Annotated in this window: 23 protein-coding genes; 2 read left to right on the top strand and 21 right to left on the bottom strand. The window is 65.5% G+C overall.

Features of this window, described 5'->3' with window-relative positions:
* The coding region (locus H629_RS14790; protein ID WP_161608002.1) for a transposase at positions 1-549 on the top strand (549 nt) is incomplete at its 5' end.
* Between the two features lie 59 nt (positions 550-608).
* Positions 609-944, top strand: a complete 336-nt coding sequence (locus H629_RS14795; protein WP_024356670.1) for a hypothetical protein — start codon at positions 609-611, stop codon at positions 942-944.
* On the opposite strand, the gene H629_RS0107500 is transcribed toward H629_RS14795, so the two are convergent.
* The 21 genes from H629_RS0107500 to H629_RS15570 all read right to left on the bottom strand — a co-directional run bounded on the left by H629_RS0107500 (position 907) and on the right by H629_RS15570 (position 17,328).
* The gene (locus H629_RS0107500) at positions 907-1,599 is read right to left on the bottom strand and encodes an SOS response-associated peptidase (protein ID WP_076623957.1); all 693 of its coding nucleotides are present in this window, start codon (positions 1,597-1,599) and stop codon (positions 907-909) included. The genes H629_RS14795 and H629_RS0107500 overlap by 38 nt on opposite strands.
* A 320-nt stretch (positions 1,600-1,919) precedes the next feature.
* Entirely contained in the window at positions 1,920-2,159 is a 240-nt protein-coding gene (locus H629_RS0107505) for a holin (protein ID WP_024356672.1), read from the bottom strand.
* Complete coding sequence (locus H629_RS0107510) at positions 2,159-2,572, bottom strand: hypothetical protein (protein WP_024356673.1); 414 nt, start codon at positions 2,570-2,572, stop codon at positions 2,159-2,161. The genes H629_RS0107505 and H629_RS0107510 overlap by 1 nt, the downstream gene beginning before the upstream one ends.
* Before the next feature lie 106 nt (positions 2,573-2,678).
* The gene (locus H629_RS0107520; protein ID WP_024356674.1) at positions 2,679-3,428 is read right to left on the bottom strand and encodes a CHAP domain-containing protein; all 750 of its coding nucleotides are present in this window, start codon (positions 3,426-3,428) and stop codon (positions 2,679-2,681) included.
* An 11-nt stretch (positions 3,429-3,439) separates the two neighbouring features.
* Positions 3,440-4,150, bottom strand: coding sequence for a hypothetical protein (locus H629_RS0107525; RefSeq protein ID WP_024356675.1), 711 nt, complete (start codon positions 4,148-4,150; stop codon positions 3,440-3,442).
* A 9-nt stretch (positions 4,151-4,159) separates the two neighbouring features.
* Positions 4,160-5,638 (bottom strand): Gp37-like protein, encoded by a 1,479-nt coding sequence (locus H629_RS0107530; RefSeq protein ID WP_024356676.1) that lies wholly within the window; start codon positions 5,636-5,638, stop codon positions 4,160-4,162.
* Positions 5,638-6,582, bottom strand: a complete 945-nt coding sequence (locus H629_RS0107535) for a hypothetical protein (RefSeq protein ID WP_024356677.1) — start codon at positions 6,580-6,582, stop codon at positions 5,638-5,640. The genes H629_RS0107530 and H629_RS0107535 overlap by 1 nt, the downstream gene beginning before the upstream one ends.
* Positions 6,579-9,134 carry a phage tail protein gene (locus tag H629_RS14505; RefSeq protein WP_024356678.1) on the bottom strand — a complete coding sequence of 852 codons (2,556 nt, stop codon included), beginning with the start codon at positions 9,132-9,134 and terminating at the stop codon, positions 6,579-6,581. Before H629_RS14505 ends, H629_RS0107535 begins: the two co-directional genes overlap by 4 nt.
* 13 nt (positions 9,135-9,147) lie before the next feature.
* Positions 9,148-9,570 (bottom strand): hypothetical protein, encoded by a 423-nt coding sequence (locus H629_RS14090; protein WP_036084678.1) that lies wholly within the window; start codon positions 9,568-9,570, stop codon positions 9,148-9,150.
* Positions 9,513-9,932, bottom strand: coding sequence for a hypothetical protein (locus tag H629_RS0107550; RefSeq protein ID WP_024356680.1), 420 nt, complete (start codon positions 9,930-9,932; stop codon positions 9,513-9,515). The genes H629_RS14090 and H629_RS0107550 overlap by 58 nt, the downstream gene beginning before the upstream one ends.
* Positions 9,933-10,016: 84 nt before the next feature.
* Positions 10,017-10,598, bottom strand: a complete 582-nt coding sequence (locus tag H629_RS0107555) for a hypothetical protein (protein WP_024356681.1) — start codon at positions 10,596-10,598, stop codon at positions 10,017-10,019.
* A gap of 66 nt (positions 10,599-10,664) precedes the next feature.
* Positions 10,665-11,114: a hypothetical protein gene (locus tag H629_RS0107560; RefSeq protein WP_024356682.1), complete on the bottom strand. Its 450-nt coding sequence runs from the start codon at positions 11,112-11,114 to the stop codon at positions 10,665-10,667.
* Complete coding sequence (locus H629_RS0107565) at positions 11,104-11,373, bottom strand: HK97 gp10 family phage protein (protein WP_024356683.1); 270 nt, start codon at positions 11,371-11,373, stop codon at positions 11,104-11,106. The genes H629_RS0107560 and H629_RS0107565 overlap by 11 nt, the downstream gene beginning before the upstream one ends.
* Positions 11,373-11,723 carry a hypothetical protein gene (locus H629_RS0107570; RefSeq protein WP_024356684.1) on the bottom strand — a complete coding sequence of 117 codons (351 nt, stop codon included), beginning with the start codon at positions 11,721-11,723 and terminating at the stop codon, positions 11,373-11,375. Before H629_RS0107570 ends, H629_RS0107565 begins: the two co-directional genes overlap by 1 nt.
* Entirely contained in the window at positions 11,704-12,120 is a 417-nt protein-coding gene (locus H629_RS0107575) for a hypothetical protein (RefSeq protein WP_024356685.1), read from the bottom strand. Before H629_RS0107575 ends, H629_RS0107570 begins: the two co-directional genes overlap by 20 nt.
* A 20-nt stretch (positions 12,121-12,140) precedes the next feature.
* Positions 12,141-12,446, bottom strand: a complete 306-nt coding sequence (locus tag H629_RS0107580) for a hypothetical protein (protein WP_024356686.1) — start codon at positions 12,444-12,446, stop codon at positions 12,141-12,143.
* A gap of 3 nt (positions 12,447-12,449) precedes the next feature.
* Complete coding sequence (locus tag H629_RS0107585; RefSeq protein ID WP_024356687.1) at positions 12,450-13,412, bottom strand: phage major capsid protein; 963 nt, start codon at positions 13,410-13,412, stop codon at positions 12,450-12,452.
* Positions 13,413-13,477: 65 nt separating this feature from the next.
* On the bottom strand, positions 13,478-14,062 hold the full coding sequence (locus tag H629_RS14510) for a hypothetical protein (RefSeq protein WP_024356688.1): 585 nt from the start codon (positions 14,060-14,062) through the stop codon (positions 13,478-13,480).
* Between the two features lie 221 nt (positions 14,063-14,283).
* Positions 14,284-15,660 carry a phage portal protein gene (locus H629_RS0107595; RefSeq protein ID WP_152485668.1) on the bottom strand — a complete coding sequence of 459 codons (1,377 nt, stop codon included), beginning with the start codon at positions 15,658-15,660 and terminating at the stop codon, positions 14,284-14,286.
* The gene (locus H629_RS0107600; RefSeq protein ID WP_024356690.1) at positions 15,585-17,078 is read right to left on the bottom strand and encodes a hypothetical protein; all 1,494 of its coding nucleotides are present in this window, start codon (positions 17,076-17,078) and stop codon (positions 15,585-15,587) included. The genes H629_RS0107595 and H629_RS0107600 overlap by 76 nt, the downstream gene beginning before the upstream one ends.
* Complete coding sequence (locus H629_RS15570; RefSeq protein ID WP_024356691.1) at positions 17,041-17,328, bottom strand: hypothetical protein; 288 nt, start codon at positions 17,326-17,328, stop codon at positions 17,041-17,043. The genes H629_RS0107600 and H629_RS15570 overlap by 38 nt, the downstream gene beginning before the upstream one ends.
* Positions 17,329-17,593: the final 265 nt, after the last annotated feature.

The raw sequence follows: 17,593 nt of genomic DNA on the forward strand, positions 1-17,593 counted from the left end.
TTCCACGTGGGTCAGCTCGCCGGTGACGCGCTCGATCGGGTGCGGCAGCGAGTCCAGCAGGAAACGCTCGGACACCGCGGACGCCGGGGCGATCCCCTCTACGCGATCCGGAAAGTGCTGCGCACCGGCGAAGCGTTCCTCACCGAGAAACAACAAGCGAAGCTCGACGCAGTGTTCTCTGACCCCGCGCATGCGGATGTGTGGCGTGCGTGGCGGGTCTACCAACAGGTCGTGAACTCGTATCGGGAGAAGTTCTCGGGAAACGGCAGACGTCGGCTCCGTGAATTGATCGACACGGTGAAAGCCACCACGCCATCCTGGTTCGTCGAACTCCGCAAGCTCGCGTACACGCTCGACCGGCGCCGGGCAGACATCCTCGCGTACTTCGATCACCCAAGAACTTCGAACGGACCGACCGAAGCAATCAACGGCAGACTCGAGCACTTGCGTGGCTCGGCACTGGGCTTCCGAAACCTGGCCCACTACATCGCGAGATCCCTGCTCGAGGCCGGCGGATTCAGACCACGACTACACCCTCAAATGCGATGAGCCGTAAATGTCGGGGGAGCGGCGTACCCTTTTCGAACATAGTTTCGAATGGAGGTGTGATGTCCAACCCGGCCCCGATTCAGATTGACACCGACACCTGGATCATCATGCGCGAGCACCCTGCCCAGCCCAAGGCCCTCGTGAGTCGCGTCACCGACACTGGGGGAGAGGCCCGCTTCCTGCTCATGGTCTGGAATGCGGTGCCTGCCCGGAGACGCATGCATGGGATCTACGGCAGCCTCGAAGAAGCCGACCGTGCCGTGCTCTGGGACAACTCCGAAGCGCTCAAGAGAGCAAGGGACACTGTCGGCCCGGCCCCGGGGTACCCGAACATGAGCAAGATGCCCCGCGGTGATATCAAGTTGGCTCGATCAACTCAGGACCGTCACCCCTGAGTGGGCGCACCGCCCACTCGTGCAGCTGCTCCGAGATTGGCGCCGACGCCTCCGACACCGCGTCGACGAGTAGCTGGTCACCCTCGGTCTCGGGGTCGAGCCAGTCCTGCAGCAGCTCATCTGCCATGAAGACCGGCATGCGGTCATGAATGTCGGTCATCACTCCTGCCGAGGCTCGCGTGAGAATCGTAGCCGTGAGGTGCCACCCCTCACCCTCAGCGGCATCGGGCTCACGCCACCACGAGTACAGGCCAGCCATCGGGAGGATCTGCGCGGGTCCGAAGATCGCGTGTGGAGTGCGAGCGGTCTTCGCCCCCGTCCACTCGTAGAAACCCGTGACGGGGATCACGCACCGTTGCCGCTTGAGCGGCCCCTTGAATGTCGCCTTCTCCGAAAGCTGTTCCGAACGGGCGTTGAACGTGGGATACCGAGACTTCATCTCTTTCGCCCACGGCGGCACCAAGGACCAGTGCGCCATCTCAAATCGCTTCGCCCCGTCTTTCGTGGAGGTCAGCGCGACCGGGATCTGCTGTGTCGGCTTCACGTTCCATGAAGGCTTGTATCCAGTGGGTCGCGCCGTCAGCCATTCGGCCAGCTCGCTTCCACCCGCTACGTCCATGTTCTCGTCGTAGTCGACGATGACCCTCCCGCACATGCGCCCAGGCTACGCGCCCCGTAAACGCACGAAAAGGGGCAGCCCGTCAATTGATGGTGACGGCGGGTCTCGCGTCCACCTCCTACATCACGGCTTGCTGTGAGTACCGGCAGGCCCAACTCCACGGGGTACTCTGTGCCTAGGGTGCTCCGGATTCCCACCCCATTTCGTGGACGCTGCGATGTGGGGCCTTCCCCAAGGCCGGGGCACCCGCCTTCCTCAACACAACAAGCGCCCCCGCACCCACTCGTGAGAGTGAGCGCGGGGGCGCAGTGCGTAAAGAAAACGAAAACCAGATTTTCCCTAGTTTTCGATAGGGGTCAGTCGGCGGCGTACCGGCCACGACGCACGAGCGAAGCCGTGCCAGGATCCGCGACCGGGCCTGACCCGATCGACGTGAGCACAGACAGTGCAGCCGCCACGAGCGTGACGGATCCCACCTGCACCCAGTCAACATCGAGGATGCCGACCATGCCGGTGCCGATGAGGGCCGTGGCGGTCTGGGCTGCGGTCTTGATGGCGCGCTCGATCGCGTCGCGCCAGAAAACGAGAGTGAACATCACTGCTCCTTCCGGGGGTTGAGGGTCTTCTCGATGTCAGTGACGCGCTCGGAGAGCTCGTCATCGCCCGTCTCCATGAGCTGCTGCAGGCCGGTGAGCTTCTCCGTGGTCTCGGCGAGCTGTTGTGTCTGCTGGTCGAGCTGCACCGCCTGGCGAGTCTGCTCAGCTTCCACGCGGCGCACGGCATCGTTGAGGCTGGTGCCGGTGTTCGGGCGCACCTCGTGGTGGATCTCATCGAGGAGGCGCATCTTCGCGGGCAGCTCCGCGAGCGCGTCGATCGTCTGGACGAACCGACGCAGCAGCGGCCACACCTTCACGATCGCGACGATGAGCACGAAAGCCGCGAGCGCCCAGAGCACGAGTTGCACCACGGTGATGTCGCCAAACAGGCGTGTCAGTTGTTCCTCCGTCATTCGCGCCTCCGATTCGTGAGCCGCCGCAGCATCATGTGAGCTCCGAGGGTGGCCCCGGCACCCGCGAATGCGAGGCCGAGACCGATGAGGAGGACCGCTGTGACGGTCACGCGTACTTCGCCTTCAGCTCGAGCCAGCGAGCAGCCGAGAGGACGGTCGGCTGCCCGAACTGCGACGCCATCGCATCCGCGGCGCGACCGCGGAGGCCTGCGCTGTCAAACTCTTCCCACGAGCCAGCGTGCCCGGGGCGGTAGATCGCGTAAGCTGCAGAGCCATCCTGTCGGGCTCCTTCTGTGAGTGCTACGAAATGCATGGGGTCGTCCTTTCGTCGCCGAGCACGTGCGAGCGCGGCCAGCTTGTGAGAAGCGGCGATCGCCGCGGTGCGTGAGGTGTCGACCATGCCGACAGAGATTGCGCGGGGCCGGAGATATCCAATGAGACCATCGATGACGAGGTCCGATACCTGTACCGTGCCGGGGTTCTGGGTGAGGCACCGCAGCATTCGCCCGCCGTGCGTGATTTCAAGAACAGTGGCGACGTGCGAGAGCGGATACCAGGCGGATCCGTACTCCCAGAACGCCACATCCCCGGGCTGTGGCGTGGCGGTGGCGGGCAGGATCTCGAACCATTGCCCGAGGCCCGAACGGGCAGCGTTGTGGAAGACGTTGCAGGCGTATCCCGAGTGCGGGTGCGTGCCGCCGGCGTTCGTGTACGTCGGCCACGACGGCACGCCGAGGAAGTTCGTCGCGTAGTGCGACCACTGGTCCCAGCACTGCGCGCCGAACACCCGGTCGACATCGATCCACTGGTAGCGGACGCGCTGCACGTAGGCGGCGAGTTCTGTTTCGGTGACCATCAGATCCCTTCCTAGACAGGTCCGATGGCTCGGAACGAGCCCTTCGTTGGGATGGGTTGCACACCGAGGCGGATCGACCTCAACCGGAATCCGGCCCCGGTGACCTCGAACAGCTGGTCGACCTGCACGGCTCCCCACGGGGTCTCAGTGGAAAAGAGCAAACGGGGCGGGCGAGAGAACGGAGTGGAGAAGAGCACCTGCGTCTGGTCCTGGTAGTACCACCCCGACGCCGTCGCGACCGATCCCGCGAGTGCTGTCGTGAACGTCCCTTCAACGACGCGCTCGCTCAACTGCCAGAGCTGCAACTCGGTGGTGCCGGACCGCGCGTACACCCACGCAACCGGCTCGTCATCAACGACACCGACCGACTGGTTGCGGCCGGCGGGCAGCGTAGTCGGTGGGGCGGTCTGCGCTGAGTTCGGGCCGGTCGCGCCCGGGATCAGCATGTATTGCGCCGAGCGAGACGCCCCCCAGGTGCGGCGCAACACGAGCAGATGCCACTGCCCCGTTGCGGGTGCCGGCACCGTCACCGATGTGAGGGTGTCGGTCGCGACCAACACCCCGGCACCGACCGATGCGCGAGGGTCGATGAGCAGGGTCCGACCGGACGAGCGCACGGGATCCCCGGAGGTGAGCGTGTACTTCTGCGCCACGGCGGTCATGATCTGCGCCCACTGTGTCTCCGAAACGGTGCCCTGGAAGCCCGCGATTGTCATAGCCATTTGGCTCTCCTATCTGCTTGAGTTGTCTCTGCGCTGGCGATCGGCGACCGCCCGCAGTGCGCGCGCCTGCACCTCATCCGACGACGCAACCTCAGACCCAACCTGCGGGGTCACCTTTAGCCCGTCCTCGCGGGAGAGCGTGATCGTGACCTTCTCGATGCGCTTTCGCAGCACCATCCACCCCAGGTCAATCGAGACGATCTGGCCGAGGACGTAGCCGGACTCGCCGCCGTAGTGGATCTCGCTCGTCTCCTGCAGCTCCACCGATACCTCGGTCTCAGGCGACGCCTCAGCGAGATAGCGGACGCCCTGCTGATCGAAGTATCGGCGGGCGCGATCCTTGTACCCTTGCGGCACGGTCGAATCGACAAAGTAGTAGCGCGGGAAATCTTCATACCCCTGCTGGTTGAGCGACATGAGCTTCGCCCCGGTCGCGTCCTTGAACACCTCGATGACGCGGCCGTGCTGCTCCCGGTCGAGCTGCTGGCGCTCCTGAAAGATGCGCTGCTCCTGCTCGCCGGGGCCGCCGAGGATCACGCGCGACCCGGTGTGATCTGATATCGACCAGCTCCCGTCGATAACGGTTCCCGCCGAAACCGACAGCGGCACCGGGTAGGTGGCTGGTGCCTGCTCGATCCCGATACGGACGTTCCACGGGCCGCCGCCGATCTCTCCGCGCGCGAACACATTGAAGCTCCGCTCTGTGGTGTCGTCGGCCCACGCCTGGAACGCCGCTAGCGTCTCCCGCAGCGTGTGAAGTCGGGGCGAGAACCCGTCAAACCCGTTCATCCACGGGGGTGCGTCAGTGGGCGACGTCCATGCCTGCGCGTTCACGACCTCGTAGGGTGCGCCGTTCGACGTGCCGAACCCGATGCCGGACGAGAACACCTCCTCCGGCCCGCTCCACAGAGTTCCGCGAGAGAGATAGCCGACCCGCCGGAGGTTGTTGATCAGCAGCGGGCACAGCAGCTCGCCAGCGAATGTCGGAACCCGCTTCCAGTCCCACAGCTCAGCGTTCGTGTACGGCCACGACCACATGTAGTGTCCCGGATCTAGGAACGGATCCGGGAACGACTGCGCAGTGTCCTTTGCCGCTTCCGGCTCGACCTTCGCGGAGGAGTAGAGGCCGCCCCAAGAGTTAGAGTAGACCGCGGGCGTCGGCATCACCCAGGCCAGCGTGTTATCGAACACCTCGTCCTCGCTGCGCGCGTACACCGTGATAGCGGCGTCCGGTCGAACCCCACCGTTACGCAGGTAGACGTGCCCGATGAACTCGCACCGGCCGCGGAACTTGACGACGACGCCGCACATCTCCCGCATCAGCAGCTCCCGCTGCGGCGAGTCCGCATCCACCCCGATCTCCAGCACATCTGCCGACGACCGGATCTTCGTGAGCACGACGTGCATCGGGTCACCGAGCACACCCCAGTCCTCCTGGTAGTCGGGAGAGCACAGCCGGATCTCCAAGCTATCGTCGAGCAGTGCCATCAGATCGCCCTCCAATATCTAGGTCGGTACGAAAGCCGCGCCTCGCCCGCACCGGCCAGTGTGAGCAGCACTACCTGCACGTCGGGCTCGAAGGTCGGCGCAATCGGGAAGAACGCACGCCCGGTGAGCTGCGCGGTCACGTTCGTGCCGCCGCTGGTCGCACCCTTAGCGCGCAGCATCGCCGCCTGAGCCGTCGGATCGAAGTCGAGCACGAGCTGCTCCGACCCCGACACCGGGATCTCCGCCGACACAGCCGACTCCACGAACAGCGGCTGCGTGCTGAAAGCGCTCGCGGGACCCAGGATCGTGAGCGTCGGCCACGCCTCAACATCACCGGCCACCGTCAGCCCCGTAGAACCGTCCTGAGCACCCGGCACGATGTAGAACGGGGGTGCGGCATTCGACGCGCCGAAGAACGGTTCGACGGACGGCTGGACGGCCGTCACCGCAAGTTGCTCCGGGCCCAACCAGAACGGGTTGTCGGCGGTGAGCGCTACGCCGATGACCTGTCGGATCTCCGTCGGATCGTGAGCGTAGACCGTAGCGTTCTCGTCTAGGAAGACGAGCAGCTCACGCCACGACCCATCGGACGCGTATACCCGCCATGCGGCATCCCGGTCCGGGGACAGGCACGACCAGAACAGCCGCTGGACGGTCACCCATTCCTGGCCGCGTTGCTCGAAGACGACGGGGAGGAAGGCGGTGCGGTGCTTCGCGCGGGTGCCGGTGCGGACGCGGCCGGCGCCGCGCGGTGTCTCGCGCGCGAACACGTCGATTCCGGGGCCGCCCATGCCTTCGATGCCGGTAGCGACGCGAGGCCCGACACCGGAAGAGACGACGGTGCCAGCCGCGGTCTCGATCCGATATCGGGCCTCCGTGAGATCCCACACGACGAACCGGGCCGCCTGGGTGGGGTGCGGCATCCTCAGCTCGTGACGGATCATCGGATACCTCCCACACCATAGACGGCGTCCGCTCGGCGGCGCTTCTTGTCGATCTCCTCGGCCACGCCTTCGGGGTTGCCGTACACGGGGCCGTTGATCTGCACCACCGTGGACGCGCCACCGGCACTCCCGGCGGCCGGGACCCCTCCCGCCACTGCGAGCTGGGTGCCGCCGAGCGCAAGATCCATCACTGCCGACACTCTCGTCTGCAGGGAGTTCCCGCTCCCACCAGAGAAGGCATCAGCAAGCGTGGACGCGAGCCCAACGCTCGATGCTTCAACCTTCGAGCGCTGGCTGTCGAGCCCGATGACGAGGCCTTCACCAGTCCACACGCCAAGCTGCTTGAACACCTTCGACGGCGAGGCGATGCCGAGGAACGACTTCACCTTGCTCACCATGGAACTGCCGAGATTGGTGACAGCACGCACGGCGTTTGAGACCATGTCGTTCACGCCGTTGATCAAGCCTTGCACCATATCCCGACCCACCGAGACGAGCCACGATCCAGCACCGCTCAGAGCGGAGACGATCCGGCCGGGGAGACCGGTCACGAAGCTCACCGCCGACTCGACCCCGGACCGGAAGGCGCCAGAGACGTTCTGCCAGATGCTCCGGGCTGCGCCGAGGAATTGGTCGAGCCCCTGCTTGGCTAGATCCATGTTGCCGGTGATCAGGCCGACGATGAACTGCAGCGCCCCGCCGAGGGCGAGGCCGATCTGTTGCCAGATATCAGCGAAGAACTGCCGGACTGATTCGAGTCCGGACTTCACTTCGGTCCACTTCTCCGACAGCCACGCGATCACGGGGCCGACGGTCTCCGCCACGACGACCGAGAAATCGTTGAACCAGATGATCAGATCGGAGATCGCATCGAGCACCGATTCCGATGAGCCCGCGATCCCGCCGAGCTTCTCAGCAGTCTCAGACAGGCTCGAGTCGCCCGACAGCCAGCCCAGCAGCGCACTGATCTGCTCGCCCCAGACGCCCCACGCGTTCGCGACATCCACGAGGATCGGAGTGATTGTTTCGAGGGCATCGACGATGACCGGTAGCGCATCGGTTCCGAGCTCGATCCACTTCGGGAGGTTCTCGGCGACCGCGTTCGCAAGCTCGATCAGGGAAGGCGCCGCCTCCTTGACTGCGGCTCCGAGCTCGGGGCCTACCTGATCGATGACATCGTTCAGGACGGGCACGAGCTCGTCGTTCGCGATCTTCGCGAGTTCCGTCAGCGTCGGCATGAGCGATGTGCCGAGCTTCGCCTGCGCGTTTTCCCACTCAGCGGTGAGTCGCTGCTGCTGGCCGGCAAGCGTGTCCGACTCACGGGCGAAGGTACCCGAGGCGTCAGCGGTTTGCTCGTAGATCATCGCGAGCGTCTCGTTGGCCTCCGCAGCCTTGAGAGCGTCGCCTTCGAGTTCGTTTAGGCCTTTCGCAGCGAGGCGAGCGTTGATGTCCGCCTGCTTGATCGAAACGCCATAGCGCTCGATCGGATCTCGCTCCCCACGAAGTGCGGACGACAGAGCATCCACCGCATCCGAAGTCTCTCCGCCGAATTGGGCGGACAGATCGGCTCCGAGGGAGATGAGGTTCCCGGTCTGCGATATCACGTCACCCATGGGGAGACCCATGTTCTTGAGCTGCGCGCCGACGACCGTCGCGAACTCCTGATACTTGACCTGCGAGAGGCCTACAGACTGGGCAGACTCGGCCGACCACGCCTTGATGGTCTCCGCGTTCTCTTTGAAGATCGCGTCGACTGCACCCATCGACTGCTCGAGGCTCGACGCGGCGCTGACCGAGTCCTTCACGTAGTTGATGACCGACGACACTGCGGTGTCGATCGCGTTGCTCACCATCGACGCGATGCCGAGCGCTGCGACGGCCCCAAGTATCAGGGGGGCAGCCTTGCCAATGCCGGAGGCGATGCCGCCAGAGAACTTCTTGCCACCTGAGTCGCCGACAGAGCTGAGTTCAGTGCCCGCTCGGTCAGCTGAGCGTGTCAGCTCACCAAAGCCGCCCTGAGCGCCGTCTGCTGCGTTCTCGACCTGCTTGAGCTCGCGCTCCGCCTTATCGGTCGCATCCGCGAGGCGCGACTGCGCAGTGCTCAGCTTGTCGGTCGAAGACTTCGTTTCTTCCTGCCTGGCCGAGAGCGTGCGCTGCGCGGCCTGCAGGCGCTCCTCCGCGCGGACGACCTGAGACGAATCAGACGCGTACTTCTTGCGAGCCTCGGCGAGCTGGACCTCGGCAAGGCGCACCTTGCCTGCAGCGTCCTGCTCCTTGAGTCGCGCCTGCGACACCTCGCGTGCGGCCTTCGCCACATCCGAGCGCATGCTCTTCGTGAGCTGCTCGACGGTCTTCTTCGTCTCCCCACCGAATGCAGAGTGGAAGCCTCTACCCGAGTCAGTGCCCGCCTTGGTCCCGGCCGAGGCGAATCCCTTCTCGAAGGCGCCCTTGGCTTCCTTCGTGGTGGCATCCACCTCGGCGCCCACCGCGCGGCGGAACCCCTTGATCGTCGGGACGATCGCGACCTCGCCGACACCTACCTGAGTCGCCACAGTCGGCCTCCTCTCAGTCGTCGAGCGAGAACGGTGCAGTGGCTCGCGCATACTCCACGAGCTCGTCGCGCTCCTCCGGGGTGACGTCAGCCTCAGGCGAGCCACGCTCTGGGAACGGGCTCGGCAACTGCACCGGCTCCGCCCCGTCCGGTCGGTAGAGGTTGATCATTCGCGTCGCGTGGAGGATCGATGCGATCTCGCCGTAAGTCGTCGGCGATGCCATACCGTTCAAAGACGACCAGTAATGCGAGCCCGGGTGATTTCCGAGCTCATCGATCAGGTCGATCGCTTCCGGCCACGGGATGCCCTCCCCGATATCAGAGAGGGGCACCCCGAACTCGTGCCGGAAGTCGAAGGCAAGCTCGGCGCGATAGGTCTTTACCGTCGCGGCGAGCGTCGCAATTTTCCCAGCGACACCTGCGTCCGCTGCTTCCACGCGCGGAAGAACAGCAGCGATACCGCGATCGCGTCGGCCATGTCGATATCTTTCAGCGTCTCGACGGTCTTCGCGTCGCCGATGATCTCGAGCAGAACGAGGAGCTGATCGAGCTCGTCAGCGTCTTCAGACGTGCGGCCCTTCAGATCCTGGATCTGGTTGTACGAGAGCTTGAGGGGGAGCCGGAGCTCGCCGGGATCTTCGAGGCGAACGATCAGCGTCGACCCGGCGATGAAGCAGGGGAAGCGATCGTCGCTGTCGTCTTCTACGACGGGGATCTCGTACTCGTCGACGTTGAGCAGCTCTTCCTCGAGGGGGTCGGTAGCCTCGTCGACGGCCTCGGGGGTGGGGTTCTCGTTCATGGTGGGTTCCTTCGTGTGGTGGGTGAGCGGTGGGTAGGGGAGTAACCGGGGCAGCGCACCCACCGAGCGCTGCCCCGGGGCCTGTTACGGGGTGACCGGGACCGGCGGGATGATCCACTGCCGGTAGTGGCGGTTACCCACCGCCCCCGATCGGTCGACCTTGAACGTGACAGCCTGGCCCTGCACGCTGCCGCGCTCGGACTTGTCGAGCTTCACGAGCTGCACGCCGACGTTCGGCATCGCCCGACGACGGATCCAGCCGCTCTTGAACACCTCATGCGAGAACAGAACGACACGCTTGTCGTTCGACGCCTCTTCGATGTCAGCGGCACCGTCGGCGTCCGGAGCCTCCCCATAGAGGAGCTCCTGGTTCTTCGCCTTGTGCTCGGCGAGAGTCGCGGCGATGGTGACGTTCGCGAGACCGGTGGGGACCGAGTAGCCCTCCTGCCAGAACTCGATCGCGTCGCCGGACGCCTCGCCGGTCCAGTCGAAACCGCCGTCCTGCTTGATCAGGCCGACCTTCGCGAACGCGGCGGCGAGCTCGAGATCGAGCTCCGCACCCTCCGACTTCGCCGGGATTGCGGTACCGATCGGCGCCCATGCGAGAAACCCCGTGATGGGGATCCCGACGAGACCGATGTCGTTGCCTTCGGCATCTGCTGCCATGGTTCTTCTCCTTCAATGAGAAAGCCCCCGGCAGCGCCAGGGGCAAATGGATGTTGATCGGTGGGTCTAGAGCGGTGTCGATACCACCGCGAGCGAGCACGTCATGTAGCGCTGCTCGTACTGCGAGTCCTCCGGCACCGGGTAAGGGCCATGGAACTCGAGGACCGCGGCTACTGGGGATGACGGTCCAGGACGCGGCGAGGCCTTGACGATCGCCTTCACGAGCTTCGCGAGCCGGATCGCCGGGCCCGGGTTATCCTGAGAGCCTGCGACGCACACGATTCCCACGCCCGCGTCACCAAGCGAAAGGTCGACGTCGTTGATACCGTCGTCACGGACGATCACCTGCCACGCCGGTGGCGGTGTGGCAGGTGCGGCAGCGGGTGGCGTCCAGCGCCGATTCGACACGTGCCCTTTCGCTGCGGGGAACTCGGCGCCAGCAAGTGCCGCAAGGCGGGTGCGGATCTCTCCCGTGAGGAAGCGTTCGATGTCTGGGTCGAGGAGTTCACCGGCCACGGCCTGAGCTCCTCACCGCGCGCGCCAGATTCCCGGTGCGGGCCTCGACCTTCATGGAATGCCGCGCGCTCGCCGTCACAACGCCGACGTAACGCTTCTGCATCTTGCCGCCGGTCGTGATCTTGCGCTTGTAGTCGCCGCCGTCCTCAGGAGCGGTCGACCGTGCCTTCACTGCAACTCTCTCGGTAGCCTCGTCGACGACCGCGCGGACTGGTGCCGATCGCAGCAGGGACTCGAAGTATCCGTTCTGGAACTCCATCACCCCACCACCCTCGTCAACGGGATCTCTCGGATCGGCTGCCAGCCCGTCCACGGATTCACATCAGCGGAAGGCATGCCGTCGATCGAGTAGGTCACGCCTTGAGCCCGGACCCGATCCTGTGCTTGTACGTCCGCGGCTGGGTCGTCCAGATACAGGCTCTTCTCTTCGAGCAGTTCGTTCCGGGCCGCATCTCGCCGAGCGGACGTCGATGACGATGCAACGTACGCGCCTTCGAGCACCAACTCGTTGGTGCTCTCCCAATCACCGAGCGTCACCGTGCCGGAGTAGTCGTCGAGGAGCTCGCGGCGCCGGAGGCGCACGACCTGCTCACCAGATGGGAAGCTCATCGGGCACCTCCGGGCGGTAGCGATTGCCGAAGCGTTGCTCGTCCGGCGCGGGCGTGCGGTGCGAACGGATCACACCCGTACCTGCGCCTACGAGGTCATCGAGCTGCGCGAGCTCCTCGGGCAGGAACCACGCTGCGAGCAGGAAGCGCGCGTCCCGATCGATCGATGCGGGTCCGACGCGCTCTCGCAACGCCCCCGAGCGGGGACGTTCGAGGCGCCGAATGATCGCATCTGCTGCCGCCGAGACGAACACCGGCTCCAGCTCCGTCGTGATGGCGTCCCCGTACCTCTGGTTGAGCAGTGGTCCGAGAACTGTGATCCACGCGTTCACCTTCGTTGACTGGGCGGTGGAGAGCGTCGGGAGGAACGGGTCCAGCTTCGCTCTTGTGAGGTCCATGTCTCCGTCCCTCCCGTCTGCTACTCGGCCTCAGCGATGGTCGGCTCCGAGGTGTCGGGCGAACCGGACACCTCGTCACCGTCGCCGCCGGTCTCGTGAGCCTCGATCGCGGCGAGGATGTCGTCCTTCTTGGACGCCGCCCCGAGGTCGATGCCGTGCTCAGTGGCGTACGCCTTGAGCGCGTCCACCTTCCACGACTTCGACGGGGCGGTCGGCTCCGAGGTGTCGGGCGACCCGGACACCTTCTCCCATCCGAGCGCGATGTAGCCCTCGGCCAGGTTCTCGGGCACATCGACGATGCGGCCCTGTGCGTGCTTGAGCTTCATGGGTCAGCCCTCCTCGCCGGCCGCGGCCGGGGTCACGGCGCCCGCCGGCTCCGCGGAGGTGCCGTTGGCGGTGATGGTGTTGCCGAGCGCGTAGGCGTAGCGCGCCTTGAAGCGCAGCGCCACCATGTCACGCTCGGCGAGGTTGATCTGGTTCGCCCCGGTGCCGAGGGTGGCCTGGTCGAGGAACTTCACGGTGATGTCCTGACGCTGGCCGATCTTCACGCGCGACTTGTCGGCGACGATCGCGGTCGCCTGCGCCGGGTCCCAGGCGCCGTTCTTCACGAACGCGGCGTCGAGGCCGGCGATCGAGTCGGAGAACGAGCCCGCGTCTCCCATCGTGCGGGAGAGGATCGCGGTACCGTCTGAGGCGCGGAGGTTCGCGAGTCGGAAGCGGAGGCCCGACGAGGAGAAGATCGTCGTCGGATCGGCGCCCGAGTCCGCGACCGCGCCGGCCGCCTGGAAGATCGACCCCGCGAGGTCGTCGGCGCCCGGCGTGTTCGAGATCTGGAACACGTTGCCGCCCGCGATCGCCGCCGCGAGCAGCGCCGGATCGGTCCAGGTGGTCGGCTTCTGCGTACCGAAGAGGACCGCCTGGTCCAGCTTCTTGCCGATCGCCTGACCGCCCAGCTTCGAGAGCTCCTCGAGACCGTCCTCGGTCATGTCCTCCAGCACATCCTCATGCACCGGGATGATGACCGCGATCTCCTCGACCACGAACCGCTTGTTGCCCCAGGTCGCCTCGCTGGTCGGCTTCACACCCTCGGGCGCGGTAGCCGACTCCGACACCCAGTAGGCGTCGGGCAGGGTCGTGAGCACGGGCGCGTTCGTGATCTTCGTGCCCAGCGGCACGGTACCGAACGCCTGGATCACCGCGGAGCCCTCCGAGCTCGCCGCGGCGTCGAGGAACACGTTCGAGTATTCCTCCTGGATGAGAGTCGCAACGTCGTTGCGAGAGATGTCAGCCATGAATGGCCCCTTTCAATGCGAAAGGCCGCCCGAGAGGACGGCCTGAATGGTGTTGATGATGTGGGTCAGGAGGACTTCCTGGATGCCCCAAGCTGACGCAGCGCAGCCGCAGCGCGACCCTTCGCGGGGCCCGACTCCTGCCGCTCACCCTGCTTCGGACGCGGGCGCGTCGCGGGACGAGCGCTCCCCGCCTTCACGAGGTACGGCTTGTCGGTCGCGAGCTTCTCGACCGCGGCCTTGATCGCCTCAGTGTCGGGCTCGTCGTCCTTCACAGGCAGCTTCTCCGCGTCGATGACAGCGAGCGCATCCGACGGGTCGTTGAACCCCAACGCCGACGCGATCGCCTTCACCTCCGAGGAAACGAGCTTCGAGAGATATCGCTGCGCGACCGCGCTCTCGGTGTCGGCCTTCGTCTGGTCGAGCGCCTTCTGGTGCTCGTCCTTCTGCGAATCGAGGTACGCGTCGTGGTCGGCTGCCTTCTTCTTGAGGTCGTCGTAGTCGGCGTACTTCGACCGTTCGCGTGCGAGACGCGATTCGACGATGCGGTCGAGTTCTTCCTGCGATGCCGGGGGCGTGTACTCCGGCTTGCCGCCGCCCGTCGGCTCGTCGCCGGCCGGGTTCTCGTTCGCAGGCTGGTTCTCGGTGGACATGATGGGTGGTTCTCCTTCGCCGGCATGTTCAAGCAGGTGCCGTATCCTGCATCCCCACGAGCGTGGGTAGGTTCATTTCGGGGAGCCGCAGCGCGACCGGGGTCGCCCCGGTGAACTGCAGCCCAGTGAGGCCGACACCGCGTGCTGCATCCTCCGGTGCGACACCGGCACGGATGAGCGAGCCGAGGGCGTCAGCCTGGTCATTGGTAGCGCCGCTCAGCTCAGCGCCTGGCTGGCTGGCTGGACGAGGATGCCGCAATCTCGAGCATCTTCTTGTCCTTGGCGCTCCCGGCGGACTCAAGAGCGTCCTGCCTCGACCAACCCGGCAGCATCTGGAACAGCCGACCCAGATCTGCGCCGACGGCGTCGAGCTTCGAGATCGCATCCGACACCTGCGCCAGCGACCACGACTGCACATTCGCCCAGGACACCTGATCGGTCAGAGCGCTCGCCGCAGCCGACTCACCAAGAATCCGTGCCCCGGTTCGCAGCGCGAGCTCGTACCCTTCGCCGAGCGCGTCGCGCCGGTCACCGATGTTCCGGTGATAGCCCGACTCCGCAGCCGCGATGCCCTCAGCGCTCATGTTCACCACGGCGCCCAGCAGGTAGTGCGGAGGCACCTGCAGCACAGCCGCGAGATGCTTCACATGCGCTTCGAGCGCCGCGACCATCTTCGTAGGGTCTGCCGCCTCGAACGTGCCGAACCGGACCGTCTCACCGGCCTCGCCAGGAGCGTGGATCAGCGAGTCGATCGCGACCCGTACTTCGCCGAGCGTTCCACCGGCACCCCACTTCTGAGGGAACGCACCGTATCTCTGGATCATCTGCAGCGCGAAGGTCGCGTCGACGATGCGCTTGTAGATCGGGATCCCCGGCTCCACGCTCGACTGCGGTTCGCCCTCCGACGCGAGCGAGTTCGAGATCCGAACCACTGGCGCGAAGTCGAGACCATGCGGGGCAGGGCGGAGATTCTGCGGCGTCGACGGCGACCCGTCGAACCGGTAGCTGCCTTCGCTATCGAAGGCATACCACTGCGAGTTCCAGAACGTCGGACCCTGCTTCGTAGCACCCACGCGGTAGAGCACGAACTCGGGGAAATCGTCCCACGGGTCTGCGTACACGGCGAAGGTGTTGTGCGCCGACATCGGGCGCATCACGACACCCTGATCACCATCAGCGGGCAACAGCATCAGGTAGCTCTTGCCGAGCCCCACCGCTTCCTTCGTGGACACGCCCTGCCGACCATCCATCCCGTTGGCCCGCCACACGCGATTCCAGATGTCCTCGTTCGCGTAGCCGTTGATTCTGCAGCCCTGCGCGATCGCGTCGCGCGAGAACCCAAGCCAGGGGCCGCCCGACTTGTTCAGCAGATCCTTGTACTCCGCGTCCGCGCCGTCCGGCATCCACGTCCTGAGCACCTTCCCGTCGATGTGCCGCTGCAAGTTACGGAGGCGCATCCACTCCTGGCGCGCATCCTTCATCACCGCGGCGCAACGCTCACCGAGCTCAGTCTCATCGAGCATCAGGCATACCCCCTCACCACTGCTGGCTCCCGCTTCGGGGAAGCTTCGGACTTGATCACGCCCCACACCGCCCAAGTCACCGACTGGGCGTGCGAGATCGGTTTCGTCGGGTCGGACGGCTCCCACGTGAAGCCGGCGCGGCCGATCGCGCGAGTCGTCGCGAGCTCGAGCGACTTCGTGACCTCGGCCTGGTCACGGTGCAGCACGAGGCCGTCGTTCGACATCTCGATGAAGATGGAGTGCGCGGCGGCGAGCTCGTCGATACTCATCGGCAGGTACTTCACGCCGACACGGTCGAGGTCCGCGAGGATCATCGCCGCGTTCTTCGGGTCAACAACCACGAGCGCATTCCCAAGCTCTGCCTTGAGTGCCTTGACGTCGTCGGCCACCCACCGAACCTTGCGGTCGGTCTTGTGGTGCTCGACTGCGATGTGCTCGTCGTCGACGCGGATTGCTTTCGAGATTGTCGCGTACCCGCCGCCACGGCCGACAGCGATCGCGATCACGCCGCCGTCACCCTTCACCGGGTAGTCGCCCGCGACGCGCTTCCACACCGCGATATCGAGCTCGGAGAGCTGCACGGCGTCCTCTTCGCGGCGGTTCGGCCAGATCGAGAAGCGCAGCCGCTTCACTGACTCAGGATCGAGACGCGAGATCTCGTCCTCGATCGTCGCCCGAGTCAGGCCCGGCCGGTAGCCCAGGCCGGGATTCCCGGCCCGCCACACCTCGGGATCTCGAATGTCGATCTTCTCCGCGACGTCGGGATCGTGCGACCCCTTCGGGTTGAACTCCGCCCACCCGGTGCGTGGGTCTGTGCCCGCCCGGCCACGGTCGCGCACTCCTTCGAAGTACTCCGAGTTGTTCAGCTCGTCAGGGACGGTACCGGTGAAGAGTGCTTGCGTGTTGTCGACAGCTGACATGGTTGGCAGTAGCGCATCCATTGCGGGCTGAGGAGTCTCCTGTGCCTCGTCCACGACAAGTACATCGACGGTAAAGCCGACGCCAGCGTTGCGTGACCTGGCCATGAAGATGAGGCGGTTGCCGTTCGCGAGCTCGAAGCCGCGCCACTGGTTGTTGTCCTTGATGCCGCGCTCGCCGCCGAGCAGCTCGCCCATGAGCAGCGGCGACGAGGTGATGACCCGCTTCAGGCGTCGGAAGGCCTCGACGGCGGTCTTCACCTCGTGCGCGGAGTGGAGGATCGTCTTCGGCTCCCCATCAGCTTTCGGCCACAGAAACAGGTGCGCGAGTTCGAACGGCAAGATGATGTTGCCCTTGCCATTCTGCCGACTCACGAGCACACCGAACTCCGTGCATACCCACCGGTCCGAGGCGTCGATTGAGAGAATCGCGTCGAGCGTGAGTTCCTGCCACGGATCCTCCCGAAGTCCGGCGACAGCCGCGAGGTCGAGCGCTTCCCCGACACGGGAGCCGGCCCGCTCGGGGATACGGAGAAGGCTAGGCTCCTGCAGCCCGAGCAGCTTCTCGCTGCTCACGCTCTGCCCTGGCAGCAGCAAGCTGGTCTTCAAGGGTGACCCCCTTCGTCGACTGGCCATTGCCCTGAATCTCCGAGATCTCCCGCAGGATCTCCCGCTGCTCCCGCAACGCGAGGTACGCGCGCGTCGGATCGGACGTCGTCAACGCGGCAACCACCGACCGCGACTGTTCGAGCATCTCCCGCAGCGTCTCCAGCCGGGAAACGTGCCCCTCAGGCGTCGTCGGCGCCGGCTCAACCGGGACCGACACCTTCTCAGCCTCGCGAGCGACCTGCTTCTCCCGTCGAACCTCAGCCGAGTTCGACCGCTCACGCGAATTCGCACGCTTCGCATCCCTACACGCATCACACACCGGGGACTTCTCCCGCAGATGCCGCCGATACGCCGCGTACGTCCCACACGGGGCCTTTGGACGCGCCATATCGCACCCCCTTAACTCAATTCGCACCCCTCGCGAATTCGCACGGGGGGATACCTGCCTCGGCCGAGCGGGAGAGTGGCGGCGTGACGGGCTT

Origin of the sequence: Leucobacter chironomi DSM 19883 (assembly GCF_000421845.1) — a bacterium.
In the GTDB taxonomy this organism is placed as follows: Bacteria; Actinomycetota; Actinomycetes; order Actinomycetales; family Microbacteriaceae; genus Leucobacter; species Leucobacter chironomi.

Bases quoted from the DNA above. Each gene is read 5' to 3' on its own strand.
- H629_RS0107570 (WP_024356684.1), bottom strand. From the start codon at position 11,723: ATGAGCTTCCCATCTGGTGAGCAGGTCGTGCGCCTCCGGCGCCGCGAG.
- H629_RS0107505 (WP_024356672.1), bottom strand. From the start codon at position 2,159: ATGTTCACTCTCGTTTTCTGGCGCGACGCGATCGAGCGCGCCATCAAG.
- H629_RS0107525 (WP_024356675.1), bottom strand. From the start codon at position 4,150: ATGGCTATGACAATCGCGGGCTTCCAGGGCACCGTTTCGGAGACACAG.
- H629_RS0107575 (WP_024356685.1), bottom strand. From the start codon at position 12,120: ATGGACCTCACAAGAGCGAAGCTGGACCCGTTCCTCCCGACGCTCTCC.
- H629_RS0107585 (WP_024356687.1), bottom strand. From the start codon at position 13,412: ATGGCTGACATCTCTCGCAACGACGTTGCGACTCTCATCCAGGAGGAA.
- H629_RS0107520 (WP_024356674.1), bottom strand. From the start codon at position 3,428: ATGGTCACCGAAACAGAACTCGCCGCCTACGTGCAGCGCGTCCGCTAC.
- H629_RS0107535 (WP_024356677.1), bottom strand. From the start codon at position 6,582: ATGATCCGTCACGAGCTGAGGATGCCGCACCCCACCCAGGCGGCCCGG.
- H629_RS0107510 (WP_024356673.1), bottom strand. From the start codon at position 2,572: ATGACGGAGGAACAACTGACACGCCTGTTTGGCGACATCACCGTGGTG.
- H629_RS0107550 (WP_024356680.1), bottom strand. From the start codon at position 9,932: ATGAACGAGAACCCCACCCCCGAGGCCGTCGACGAGGCTACCGACCCC.
- H629_RS0107565 (WP_024356683.1), bottom strand. From the start codon at position 11,373: ATGGAGTTCCAGAACGGATACTTCGAGTCCCTGCTGCGATCGGCACCA.
- H629_RS0107580 (WP_024356686.1), bottom strand. From the start codon at position 12,446: ATGAAGCTCAAGCACGCACAGGGCCGCATCGTCGATGTGCCCGAGAAC.
- H629_RS14510 (WP_024356688.1), bottom strand. From the start codon at position 14,062: ATGTCCACCGAGAACCAGCCTGCGAACGAGAACCCGGCCGGCGACGAG.
- H629_RS0107500 (WP_076623957.1), bottom strand. From the start codon at position 1,599: ATGTGCGGGAGGGTCATCGTCGACTACGACGAGAACATGGACGTAGCG.
- H629_RS14795 (WP_024356670.1), top strand. From the start codon at position 609: ATGTCCAACCCGGCCCCGATTCAGATTGACACCGACACCTGGATCATC.
- H629_RS0107530 (WP_024356676.1), bottom strand. From the start codon at position 5,638: ATGGCACTGCTCGACGATAGCTTGGAGATCCGGCTGTGCTCTCCCGAC.
- H629_RS0107555 (WP_024356681.1), bottom strand. From the start codon at position 10,598: ATGGCAGCAGATGCCGAAGGCAACGACATCGGTCTCGTCGGGATCCCC.